General features: G+C 43.6%; 13 protein-coding genes. 4 read left to right on the plus strand and 9 right to left on the minus strand.

Annotated elements, in window-relative coordinates; genetic code table 11:
• The first annotated feature begins 29 nt into the window (after window positions 1-29).
• Window positions 30-518, plus strand: coding sequence for a pantetheine-phosphate adenylyltransferase (gene coaD, locus BIZ39_RS03340; protein WP_014947760.1), 489 nt, complete (start codon window positions 30-32; stop codon window positions 516-518).
• Window positions 519-536: 18 nt separating this feature from the next.
• Here coaD and mutM read toward each other — a convergent pair whose 3' ends face one another.
• The 9 genes from mutM to radC form a co-directional block, all read right to left on the minus strand.
• Window positions 537-1,346, minus strand: coding sequence for a bifunctional DNA-formamidopyrimidine glycosylase/DNA-(apurinic or apyrimidinic site) lyase (mutM, locus tag BIZ39_RS03345; RefSeq protein ID WP_014947759.1), 810 nt, complete (start codon window positions 1,344-1,346; stop codon window positions 537-539).
• On the minus strand, window positions 1,347-1,811 hold the full coding sequence (locus tag BIZ39_RS03350; protein WP_187446341.1) for a hypothetical protein: 465 nt from the start codon (window positions 1,809-1,811) through the stop codon (window positions 1,347-1,349).
• 266 nt (window positions 1,812-2,077) lie between these two features.
• A complete protein-coding gene (gene rpmG / locus BIZ39_RS03355; RefSeq protein ID WP_012516577.1) occupies window positions 2,078-2,233 on the minus strand; it encodes a 50S ribosomal protein L33 in 156 nt (51 codons plus the stop codon).
• An 11-nt stretch (window positions 2,234-2,244) separates the two neighbouring features.
• Entirely contained in the window at window positions 2,245-2,481 is a 237-nt protein-coding gene (rpmB, locus tag BIZ39_RS03360) for a 50S ribosomal protein L28 (RefSeq protein ID WP_014947757.1), read from the minus strand.
• 337 nt (window positions 2,482-2,818) lie between these two features.
• Window positions 2,819-4,921 carry a YjbH domain-containing protein gene (locus tag BIZ39_RS03365; RefSeq protein WP_014977887.1) on the minus strand — a complete coding sequence of 701 codons (2,103 nt, stop codon included), beginning with the start codon at window positions 4,919-4,921 and terminating at the stop codon, window positions 2,819-2,821.
• Entirely contained in the window at window positions 4,918-5,667 is a 750-nt protein-coding gene (locus BIZ39_RS03370) for a capsule biosynthesis GfcC family protein (RefSeq protein WP_039236677.1), read from the minus strand. Before BIZ39_RS03370 ends, BIZ39_RS03365 begins: the two co-directional genes overlap by 4 nt.
• Window positions 5,667-6,356, minus strand: coding sequence for a YjbF family lipoprotein (locus BIZ39_RS03375; protein ID WP_187446342.1), 690 nt, complete (start codon window positions 6,354-6,356; stop codon window positions 5,667-5,669). Before BIZ39_RS03375 ends, BIZ39_RS03370 begins: the two co-directional genes overlap by 1 nt.
• A 94-nt stretch (window positions 6,357-6,450) precedes the next feature.
• A complete protein-coding gene (locus tag BIZ39_RS03380; RefSeq protein WP_014947753.1) occupies window positions 6,451-6,804 on the minus strand; it encodes a hypothetical protein in 354 nt (117 codons plus the stop codon).
• Window positions 6,805-6,896: 92 nt separating this feature from the next.
• Window positions 6,897-7,574 (minus strand): RadC family protein, encoded by a 678-nt coding sequence (gene radC, locus BIZ39_RS03385; RefSeq protein WP_014947752.1) that lies wholly within the window; start codon window positions 7,572-7,574, stop codon window positions 6,897-6,899.
• Window positions 7,575-7,783: 209 nt separating this feature from the next.
• On the opposite strand from radC, the gene coaBC reads away from it, so the two are divergent.
• From coaBC to BIZ39_RS03400, 3 genes are all read left to right on the plus strand, one after another.
• Window positions 7,784-9,013 carry a bifunctional phosphopantothenoylcysteine decarboxylase/phosphopantothenate--cysteine ligase CoaBC gene (coaBC, locus tag BIZ39_RS03390; protein ID WP_187446343.1) on the plus strand — a complete coding sequence of 410 codons (1,230 nt, stop codon included), beginning with the start codon at window positions 7,784-7,786 and terminating at the stop codon, window positions 9,011-9,013.
• A 114-nt stretch (window positions 9,014-9,127) separates the two neighbouring features.
• Window positions 9,128-9,715 (plus strand): nucleoid occlusion factor SlmA, encoded by a 588-nt coding sequence (gene slmA / locus BIZ39_RS03395; RefSeq protein WP_012516568.1) that lies wholly within the window; start codon window positions 9,128-9,130, stop codon window positions 9,713-9,715.
• A 287-nt stretch (window positions 9,716-10,002) separates the two neighbouring features.
• Window positions 10,003-11,231 (plus strand): IS3 family transposase gene (locus BIZ39_RS03400; RefSeq protein WP_187446344.1). Its coding sequence is split into 2 segments (ribosomal slippage): window positions 10,003-10,354 and window positions 10,354-11,231, totalling 1,230 coding nucleotides; the frame shifts between segments, so codons are not numbered across the junction.
• The last annotated feature ends 30 nt before the right edge of the window (window positions 11,232-11,261 follow it).

Raw genomic sequence — 11,261 nt, forward strand, 5'->3', positions numbered from 1 at the left:
AACCCTCTACAACGAAAAGATTCGACTTTATGCACACTAGAGCACTTTACCCTGGTACTTTCGACCCGATCACTAACGGTCATGCCGACCTTATTGAACGCGCATCTCAGTTATTTTCTCATGTGATTGTAGCGATTGCTTCTAACCCAAGTAAAAAGCCACTGTTTACGTTAGAAGAGCGCGTAGAAATGATAAAAAAAGTCACTGCTGACTTACCAAATGTCGAGGTAGTGGGGTTTACTGGTTTATTGGCTGATTTTGCTGACGAACAAAATGCCACAATTCTCATTCGTGGTTTACGCGCAGTTTCTGATTTCGAATACGAGTTTCAACTCGCAAATATGAATCGCCGTTTAAATCCCAAACTAGAAAGTGTCTTTCTTACTCCTGCAGAGGAGAATTCATTTATCTCGTCCACCCTAGTAAAAGAAGTCGCTCTTCACCGCGGTGCAGTGAGTGGCTTTTGCCACCCAGTAGTTGAGAAAGCTTTAAAAGACCGGCTGAGCAAGAAAGATTAAGCACCAATAGTAAGTGTATTAGCGTTGGCAGTGAGTACAGAAAAAGGTATTTCGCTGCCCAATAACCTTACTTTCGATGGCTTTGCCACACACTTCACAAGGCTCGCCTTTTCTCCCATACACATTCAAGTGCTGTGCAAAATACCCAGGCTTACCGTCGGTTTGCGCAAAGTCTTTTAATGTTGTGCCGCCTTGTTCAATGGCTTTGGCCAATACTTGCTTAATGGTTGCAGTTAACGACTGATAGCGAGCAGCGCTGATGTTGCCTGCGGCTCTTCGCGGGTCTATACCAGCTAAAAACAGTGCTTCGTTCGCGTAGATGTTTCCTACACCTACCACAATGGCGTTATCCATAATGAAGTTTTTAACGGGGCCTTTTCGATTGCGCGATAGTTTAAATAAGCGCTTATCGTCAAAGTCGTCTGTAAGCGGCTCTGGGCCCAAGTTATCAAGCATGGCTATTTGCATATCAGGAGCCTGAAATAACACTGCACCAAAGCGCCTTGGGTCGTTAAAACGTAAGCACTTACCGGTGTTTAAAACAATGTCTACGTGGTCATGCTTAATAATTGGTGTCGATGCATCGATAACGCGTAATTTACCCGACATACCTAAATGTAAAATTAACGTGCCTTTGGCTGTTTCAATAAGTAGATATTTAGCGCGGCGTTTTACAGCAATAACGCTCTGACCTTCAACGTTCGCTACCTCTTGTGGAATGGGCCAGCGCATTCTTCGCTCACGCACCACCACCTGCGTAATGGTATTGCCAATAAGATGTGGAGAAACGCCCAAACGGCTTACTTCAACTTCTGGTAGTTCAGGCATTTACAGTATCCAAGGTAAAAGATTATCAAGTTCGGTGTTGGTTAATGTGTACCAATTATTTTCAAATTTGATCACAACAGGTGATGTATTCGGATAGATGGCGTAAACATTGCCGTTATTATTGCCTGCGAGCCATACTACGACGATGTAAGGCTGTACGTTGGTAATCGCTTCGGGTACGTCAGTGGCCGGCTCAAGCCTTGCCCGTTGCCAATGGGAAAACTGAACATCCGGCTTGATGGCGAGGACTGTATTTTGACCTGACTGGCGCCACTGCTGCCCAACTCGCTCTAAGCTATGACCATCGTGCTCTATTTTTAACACATAAGCGTCTTCAGGTAGCAGGCTGCGAGATTGAACAACGTCCTTCGTAGGTACAAGACTGTCTAAGTTGAACAATGCAATCATGATAAGCATGGCAATAATGACCACGTTATTCATTGCTCGCTGAGAAATTCTAGCCACCTGACTTTCCGTTAAATATGAGTCCTGAAATTAGGAATATAGTAATACCTAGCCAATATATAAGCTAATTCAATTCAAAGAAAACCTAGGACCTGCTGGAAAAAAGTAAGTGGGAGAAAGCAGTGATCGCAAGACAAACTCAAGGGATCGTGGACAGTCGAATATGGGATCCGGTGGGATCGTGACGTGATGAAGTAGAAATATCTTCTTCAAAAAGCAAAAAACCCAGCAAGGGCTGGGTTTTCGTGGAGACAAAAGCAAGCTAATTACTTGATTTTGGCCTCTTTGAACATAACGTGCTTACGCACAACGGGATCATACTTTTTGATCTCCATTTTGCCAGGCATGTTACGCTTGTTTTTATCAGTAGTGTAGAAGAAACCTGTACCTGCTGAAGAAACTAGTTTAATTTTATCACGCATTGTCGGCTTCCTTAGATTTTCTCACCACGGGTACGGATGTCAGTTAGTACTGAATCAATACCTTTCTTGTCGATGATACGCATGCCTTTTGCAGACAAACGTAGTTTTACAAAACGGTTTTCGCTCTCAACCCAAAAACGGTGTGTTTGAAGGTTTGGCAAAAAGCGACGACGAGTCGCATTTCTTGCGTGTGAACGGTTATTACCAACCGTTGGACGCTTACCTGTTACTTGGCATACTCTTGACATTGTATTTGTCTCCAGAACAACGATAACTGTCGCGTCAGTTAATCCCAAGCGCTCAAACAGTGGTTGGGTCAAATGACGTATTACTATAAATTAGAGGGCGCATTTTATACAGCAAAGGCAGGATCATTTCAATAAGAAAGTACAAAAAGGTTACTTTTTGGCTTTTTTTTGCTCGAAAAACTACCAGCTCTCATTTTTCACGGCCCGTATTGTACTTTTCCCTAAGCGGTTAGGCTATGAATAAATACGCAATCTACGCTTTAATTTTATATTCGCATTGCAGCATCTAAGATATCCGCACGAGAATAAACGCCACGCGAACGCGGCGTATTTCTATTTAATCAAAAAATGGTGACCTTATTTCAGTCATGTCAATCAAACGAGTGGGTCGACGCAGCATTTGACCGCCATCACGAGAAATCGGCACCCATGGGAATAATCCGCGACCTTTGGTAGGTTCTAACAAGAACAGATCTGTAGGTATGGAAATGTAGAAGCCTTTGGTGAAGCTTCCCTCGCCGTATTCTTCTGACGATACATCAGTGAATGCCGCATATGCACCAACAATGATACCGCTATCGAAACGCTTCGCATAATCGATATTCACGCCTTTATCTTTGGCTAAGAATTGCCCAGCACTTACGGTAATTTGCGTGTCGTCTAAGAATTCTGGCTGCCAATAGACACTAGCGTGTCCAGTGACCGCAGTGTAGTCTTCCAAACCTGTTTGACTGTAAGGATCGCGCTGTTTTACGTAAGCGATATCAAGTCCGTAAGCTAGATTACTATCAACGGGACGATACAGTATTTCACCGCCTACACCAGCAAACATGGTTTCTAGATAACCCGCGTACGCTTGAGCATAGAGGTCTTCTGCAATGGTGTCTTTGTAATGTAAGAATGTTGTATCTAGCCATACATCGTTTGCTGACACATATTCACGAACTCGAGTACGCACGCGAGGTAGCGACACTTCTTCGTTATCTACCAAGTAGTTAAACTTGTCGAAGTTATCTAGAAGCGTAACCCTGGCACTGCTCATGATTGCAAAGTTTTCGTTAAAAGCATAACCGCCGTTTAGCAATAATCCGGTTTGATACAGATAGAAATCTTCTGGGTTACCGAATGATTGGGTAAAGAAGAAATCTGCGCTGTAGTAGAAGCCAGATGTATTGGCAGGATCATAGGCGTCGAGCACTTCTTTTGAGGGTGATGTTCTGACGTAGGTTTCAGTGATATCTGCGTCAACAGATTCGTAACGCGCTGCAGCAATAAAGGCCTCGGCATCCACCTGCGTGTCTACTAAAGGAAGACCTGCGCGATTGTCTACTACATGATAGGTTTTTACGGAATCTGGAAGCTCTGAGGCCGCCACGCGACCAATTCGCTCAATGGCTTCATCCTGGTCACGATAGGCAACCTGTGTACCGTAAAACGTAGCGCTGTCTTCTTTAATTTCAGCATCAGACAGTACAAAGCCCCCCGACCGGTAAAGGTCATTGTAAAGACGGGATTTATCAACATCTTTCACGTCTTGTGGCACCTTTCTACCCATCAGGTTCTTAGGTGGTTCATCGAACTTTATTTGCGAAGCCGTATTCATATTAAAGCGATACGTAACGCCGAAGCCAACAGTATTACCTCGTTGATAGTTCAACGTGAAATCGAAGTCTTTATAACGATACACTGCACCAACATTCCAGCGAGAATCTTGCTCTAGCTGTCCAGCTCTGTCACGAGAATAGTCATTCCCTTCGAACTCAAGCTTTAGCGTTAGCGGCTCCCATGGTGTTTGGTATTCCACACCACCGAAAAATGCGGTTGTTCCTTTAAAAAACTGGTCGTAGTCTACCTTACCACCGCGGCCAGAGAAGCCCCCTGGGCGTTCACAGAAGCTGTCTTTAAGCTCGCAAAACGGGTTGCTGATGTCATCGGCTGTACCAAGATATCCCCAGCCTAAGCCAAGGTGAAAGTCGAATGGACCGATAGACTTACTGGCGTTGACGTATTCACTTTCAAAAAAGCCTGTTCCACCAAAGTCTCTGAAGCCGACACTGATATCTGGCAGATAGTAGCTTTCTTTCCACAACCTGAATTTAACGTCTAAGCCTTTATCTTTCAGCGTTTGATCACCACTGAATGATTCAACTTGACTGTAAAGTCTTGTGCGCACGTCAGTATACCGGGCAGTTGCTTCCATCCAATCATAAAGCTGAATGTTAACTGACCAGAAGCGATATTCGCCGTTGTCGGTATAGTTAATGGCCATTCCACCTTCGTCTCGCATACGAGCCGTTGGTGTTTGAATAAGACCATTTCCGCCCTGCACCATCTGCGAAGGAGTAACGCGAACTTGAGTATCAGCAAAAGCGGTAGAAGAAAGCGCGCTGCCAATTACAAGCGCGAGTGTTTTTTTCTTAGAAAGTAGTGGCGCACTCATTGAGGTAAAACCCTATGTACTGCTAAAGCGGCTACGCGCTCATTTAATTGCTTAAGTTTATTGCTAAAGAGTTCTGATGAGATAGGAACATAGACTTGGCTGCCCGGCATAAGCTGCCCAAAATCTAAATTCCAATAAGCAATACCCTTTTCTTCAATATTTCCCATTGGATCAATTACGTAGACATGACTTCTGTCGGCATCAACCGCTTTTTTCACCGTGTGAACAGCCGTATAAACCGACGTATCGCTTTGATGCTTGTACGCACCAGGCTTTACAACAGCGCCAGAGAAATGCACAACGTCAGGTCTTCCATTTAGTCGAATCCAGTATTTACCTGGCTGAAACATAGGGTTGTCTTCAAAAAACAACCTTGCTCGATTGTAGGAAATTGGCATGTCTATGCGTGTAGACACCGTCCATGAGCTTACTTGATCATAGAGATTTTGAAGGGCTTTATGTGTTTCAGAATCGGCATCAAATTGATTGAGCAGTCCGCTAATTTGAGATAGCGCTATCTCTTTCTCTTCTTCAGCTTTAGGATTAGCTAAATCAAAGGCTGAAGCTGAAGGCCAGTACCAATCACCATTATCAGCAACAATGGACAGTACGCTTGATAGTCGTATCGGCCTGTCGAACTGATAGGTTTGCTTGTTTATCATGACACTAACAAGGTTATCATTTGCATATAACTTGGTAGCTGCAGTAAGGCCTAGGGCAATAAAAAGCGTATAGATATACTTCATTATTGCGTTGCTCCTTGTGTCTTCATCTCACGTACTACTCGGCTTAAATAAACCATATCGTAAACGTCTCCTTCAGGGCTGAACTGCTGCTTTGAGGCCAGAAGTTCCTTCGAGTATTTGTGCAAGAAATACGTGTTTTCCCACGACAACCCTACGTCGATAAATGGCGTGTATTCAGAAAATTCTACGGTTTCGATAACCTTAATTACCGGAACAGAAAAACCTAAATATTCGCGAGTTTCTTCCCCTTCTATTCGCCAAGATGAGTCAACCGGCACACCGCAACCTATGGAAGCAATATCAACTTTGCGTTTCCAATTGAATGGCAGAACATTGTTGGTGGCAAGCGGGTTGTGCTGAAGATTTCCCGTGTAGTATAGGTCGTGATCCAAACCTTCAGTTTTAACGATAATGCCATGGTGCATGGTGAAGATGACTTTATCACCAGATACCCACCGGTACTTTTCACCATCGATATACGCAAGGGCAAGCGAGGCTGCATCTCTTCCGCCCGCTTTAATTTGCATAAGATCAGCTTTACTAGCAGCAATCTCTTCAACGGTATAACTAACTGTTCTATCTTTTAGCGCGAGCTTCAGCGTGTTGTAATACGCTAGTGACGTGGTGGAACATCCGGAAAGAAAAAGGCAAACAACACCCGAAAGGGCAAATAAAGTGTGTAGTTTCATTAAAATGCGCCGACAAAAACTAAAAACAAATGAACTTTGCTATAAAAATAAAAAAAGCCGCTAAAAAAAGCGGCTTTTTCGAATACTCTTAAATTTACTGTACGGTCGGTGCGTAAGTAAATGTAACAGGTACGGTGATGGTTTTTGTTACAGAACCAGAGGTAGTTACAGTAACAGTTTCGGTTGTACCTACGCACACACCATCAACGATTTGGTCGTCACCTTCACAAGTAGGTTGACCTGGAGTAGTGCCGCCATTTCCTGGTGCATCAGCAGAGTTGTTGTTTACAACACCCGCAACGATACCCGCAACAACAACACCAGACGCGATCATACCGCCGCTTACGCCGCCGATGCCAGTAGTACCACTACCACCTTCACCGTCTTGTGCGTTAACGCCTGCAACCATAGTTGCAGCTGCAAATAATGCAATGATTGACTTCTTCATAACAGTCCTTTAATAAAATAACCCACTAAATCCTATGCTAAATCATTTTCAACCATTTGACTAGATTATAATCGACAAATGACTTAGATTTCTTATCTTAACAAGCCTCGCTGTGCGAATGAAACAGTTTCTTTATCACCAACCACAAAATGATCTAAAACTGGCACATCGATCGACGCCATTGCGCTTTTGATCTCTGCGGTTAATCTTATATCCGCATGACTAGGCTCAGCAACGCCTGAAGGATGATTATGAACCAAAATGATCGCGGCTGCATTATCGATCATTACTTGTTTGATCAATTCTCTTGGATAGACCGCTGCACTGTTTATCGTACCGTTAAACATAGTGCGAAAAGCAATAAGCTGATGTTGGCTATCAAGCATTAAAAGCGCGAACTTCTCACGTTCACAGTCTCTTAGCTTTGCCTGTAGATAACGTTTAGTATCATCTACATTATTAAAAACGTCCTGACGCTTCAGCTTTATTTCCAAATTGCGTTTAAATATTTCAAAGCCCGCCTGAAACTGCGCATACTTGCACGGTCCAACTCCCGTTATTTTGGCAAACCGTTCTTTCGTTGCCGTTACCACACCCCGTAAGCAGCCTAGCTCGTTGAGAAGTTCATGTGCCACAGACACAGCGCTTTTTCCTTTCACACCTTTTCCCAGCAAGACAGCGATGAGTTCAGCATCACTTAAGCTTTCAGCCCCATGCTGCAATAATTTTTCTCTTGGCCTTTCATTCTTTGGCCATACTTTTATCGACATTCATCTAGCCCGACTATTCTATAAAAGGTTGTTTATAGATGAATGGTGACAAAGAAACGACTGTATAAAAGGCGGGTTTATCATTGACTTTTGACACCTGTAGGCACTGCTTATCTGCCACAGTTGAAACAAGACCTACTTTCGTTCAGCTATCCGATTTTTTGTCACCATGGTAGGCTAACGCTAATTTCGAGATTTTGTGTTCTTCTATGTCTATTGCTAACAAAAATATTTTGCTAGGTGTTACTGGCGGGATTGCCGCTTATAAAGCACCTGATCTTGTGCGCAAGCTTACTGCGTTAGGCGCAAACGTGCGTGTGGTTCTAACAGACTCTGCCGCAGAATTCGTTAGTTCATTATCACTTCAGGCTGTGTCAGGAAATTCGGTGCATCGCCAGCTGCTTGATCCTGCTGCTGAAGCCGCAATGGGGCATATTGAATTGGCAAAGTGGGCTGATATCCTACTTGTTGCACCCGCAACCGCAAACACCATTGCTAAGCTTGCTCACGGTATGGCAGATGACTTGCTGACTACACTGTACCTTGCAACAACAGCGAAACTCTTTATTGCTCCTGCCATGAATCAACAAATGTGGAAAGCGGTAGCAACAAAGCGCAACATCGATATTTTAAAAGAGCACGGCGTAACCTTTATTGGCCCGGCAAGTGGTGAACAAGCCTGTGGCGATGTGGGTTCAGGTCGAATGGTTGAGCCTGTTGATATTGCCAATGTAATAAATGACGCAGAGAGAGACGCTTTATCCCTTTCTTCGTCGCTAAAGGCGTTATCGGGAAAGAATATTACGATAACAGCGGGACCAACCAGAGAGCCTTTGGACCCTGTACGATATATTTCAAATCACAGCTCAGGAAAGATGGGGTTTGCCATCGCTCAGGCAGCAGCACTCGCGGGGGCAAATGTAACCTTAGTGGCAGGTCCTGTGTCGCTTGAAACGCCCGAACGCTGTGACCGTATTAATGTCACTACCGCAGAGGAAATGCTTAATACTTGTCAAACGCTTAAAGCCTCCACAGATATATTTATTAGTACGGCTGCTGTAGCAGATTACAAGGCCGTGAGCGTTGCCGACAATAAAATTAAGAAAACCGGTGATGAGTTAACACTTACTTTTGTTAAAAACCCTGATATTCTAGCGAACATATCCACCAGCCAAGACAGACCATTTTGTGTGGGCTTTGCGGCCGAAAGCCAAAATGTAGAAGATTATGCGCGCTCGAAGCTAGCCAAAAAGAAGCTAGACATGATTGCGGCTAACGATATTACTGCCGAGGGTCTGGGGTTTAACAGTGATAAAAATGCACTGCACGTAATATGGCAAGATGGTGATAAACGATTACCTGCAACCAGTAAAAGCGAGTTAGCGGGTCAATTACTTGCACTTATTGCAGAGCGCTACACTTTAAACAATAAAAACTAACAGATGCTTATTAAGTGTCGATAATAAAAACGATAAATATAAACGCTTTGGTGTAAGCCAACTTAACATGGAGCCCGAGTTGCTATAACTCGGTAGCGGAGGAAATACTTTCGTATGCCTGCTGTCAAAAAAACAAATCGCAGAGCTCAAATTCTGCAAGCACTTGCTGGAATGTTAGAAACCAGCCCAGGTCAACGTATCACTACTGCTAAATTAGCGGAAAAAGTGGGAGTGTCTGAAGCGGCACTTTACCGTCACTTTCCAAGTAAAGCGCGAATGTTTGAAGGGCTTATCGAGTTTATTGAAGAAACACTTTTCACGCGCATCAATAAGATTGTGAATGAAGAGAAAGACTCGCTTACGCGTTGTCAGCTTATTCTTCATCTTATTTTGGGCTTTGCTGAGAAGAACCCGGGTATTACTCGAATATTAAATGGTGATGCGTTAATGGGTGAACAAGACCGGTTGCGCGCGCGCATAGCAAAGCTTTTCGAGCGTTTAGAAACGCAGCTTAAACAAGTGCTAAGAGAGCGCAAGCTACGGGAAGGTAAAACCCTTTCTGCAGATGAAGCGATTATCGCCAACATGATGATTTGCTACACCGATGGCCGTATTAATGGCTTTATCCGTAGTGGATTTACGCGTAAGCCAACTGAGCAGTTCAATGAACAATGGGCTGCTTTCAAGCAAATGTTTGTTTAGAACCCAACTAAGTTACGACTAAGGGTTACGACTAAGGCGCTTTCAAGCGCCTTTTTTCTTGCTTGTTCCCATCCTATATTGCATTGACACCTTTCAAAATTAATGTGAAAAGTGTGATGAAATCAAATAGCTGCCGAGCTCAGCCCTCAGCGTTCCAACATGCACATAATTCATTATTTCAGTCACTGTCCGTAAGCTACAGGCACAAAAAAAGCAGCATAAAAATGCTGCTTTTTAATGTTTAATTGTCCCGTCCTAAAATACGTTGACATAAAGAGGATTTCTTTATGACAACTTCAAGTAATCAAAGGCCTAAGCGCACACAGCGTGATTACACCTTAGCTTTTAAATTGGGTGTGGTTGAGCGTGTAGAAAAAGGCGAATTCACTTATAAACAGGCACAAGCTCACTTCGGAATACAAGGAAGGTCGACGGTACTGGTTTGGCTCAGAAAGCATGGTAGACTCGACTGGTCGAAACCATTTCAGCATCCACTTATGCCAAGTTCAAAAGAAACACCAGCCGAAAAAATAAAACGCCTCGAGAGAGAATTAGCTGACGAAAAGCTCCGTAATAAAATCCTTAATGGAATGGTAGATATTATGGATAACGAGTATGGAGCGGGTCTCAGAAAAAAGTACTTATCCGGTACGTCTGGCAAGCCAAAAAAAGAAAAGAAATAAATTTGGCGGCAGCATGCCGGGTTGTGGGAGTATCGAGACAGTCGGTTTGCCAGGCTGTTTCTCGCATGGAATGTAGAAGAGCAGAGCTATCGATAATTAAAGATTGGGTACTTTATTGGCGCAAGTATATGCCGCAAATAGGGACGCGCAAGCTCTATACACTTATAAAACCAAAGCTGGTTGAGCATGGGATTAAACTAGGTCGAGATGGCTTTTTTACTTACTTAAGGAGCGAGGGACTACTCGTTAAGCCAAAGAAAAGTTTTACCAAAACTACATTCAGTAAACATTGGATGAAAAAGCATCCAAATTTACTTAAGGAAGAAGGTCTGCATAATGCAGAGCATGTGCTTGTTAGCGATATCACCTATCTCGAATCCGACCAAGGTGTACACTATCTATCGTTAGTAACAGACTCTAGCACGCGTAAAATTGTAGGGCACCACTTGAGCTTGGACATGAGGGCTGAAAATGTAGTCAAAGCACTGAAGATGGCCGTCAGAGATAAACGATATGCAGGTAACAGTGTTCACCACTCAGACAGAGGGCTACAATACTGTTCAGCTATCTACCAGAATGAGTTGAATGCGAATGGGATCCAGCCGTCAATGACAGATGGTTACGACTGTTATCAAAATGCATTAGCAGAACGAATAAACGGTATACTTAAGCAAGAGTTCTTACTCTACCGATGTAAAACAATCGAAGAGTTGAAAATACTCGTTACCGAATCAATCAATATTTACAATGAAATGAGACCGCACTTAGCATTAGATATGGAAACGCCTAACGCAGTGCATAATAGAAAAGGCCAGCTTCGAGAGCTGGCCTAATAACTGTCAACCTATATTAGGACGACACAA

Origin of the sequence: Alteromonas sp. BZK5 (genome assembly GCF_014349115.1) — a bacterium.
In the GTDB taxonomy this organism is placed as follows: domain Bacteria; phylum Pseudomonadota; class Gammaproteobacteria; order Enterobacterales; family Alteromonadaceae; genus Alteromonas; species Alteromonas macleodii.

What these genes read in the sequence shown, in the direction of transcription:
- coaD (WP_014947760.1), top strand. Translation starts at nt 30, where the DNA reads ATGCACACTAGAGCACTTTACCCTGGTACTTTCGACCCGATCACTAAC.
- mutM (WP_014947759.1), bottom strand. Translation starts at nt 1,346, where the DNA reads ATGCCTGAACTACCAGAAGTTGAAGTAAGCCGTTTGGGCGTTTCTCCA.
- rpmG (WP_012516577.1), bottom strand. Translation starts at nt 2,233, where the DNA reads ATGCGTGATAAAATTAAACTAGTTTCTTCAGCAGGTACAGGTTTCTTC.
- rpmB (WP_014947757.1), bottom strand. Translation starts at nt 2,481, where the DNA reads ATGTCAAGAGTATGCCAAGTAACAGGTAAGCGTCCAACGGTTGGTAAT.
- BIZ39_RS03365 (WP_014977887.1), bottom strand. Translation starts at nt 4,921, where the DNA reads ATGAGTGCGCCACTACTTTCTAAGAAAAAAACACTCGCGCTTGTAATT.
- BIZ39_RS03370 (WP_039236677.1), bottom strand. Translation starts at nt 5,667, where the DNA reads ATGAAGTATATCTATACGCTTTTTATTGCCCTAGGCCTTACTGCAGCT.
- BIZ39_RS03375 (WP_187446342.1), bottom strand. Translation starts at nt 6,356, where the DNA reads ATGAAACTACACACTTTATTTGCCCTTTCGGGTGTTGTTTGCCTTTTT.
- BIZ39_RS03380 (WP_014947753.1), bottom strand. Translation starts at nt 6,804, where the DNA reads ATGAAGAAGTCAATCATTGCATTATTTGCAGCTGCAACTATGGTTGCA.
- radC (WP_014947752.1), bottom strand. Translation starts at nt 7,574, where the DNA reads ATGTCGATAAAAGTATGGCCAAAGAATGAAAGGCCAAGAGAAAAATTA.
- coaBC (WP_187446343.1), top strand. Translation starts at nt 7,784, where the DNA reads ATGTCTATTGCTAACAAAAATATTTTGCTAGGTGTTACTGGCGGGATT.
- slmA (WP_012516568.1), top strand. Translation starts at nt 9,128, where the DNA reads ATGCCTGCTGTCAAAAAAACAAATCGCAGAGCTCAAATTCTGCAAGCA.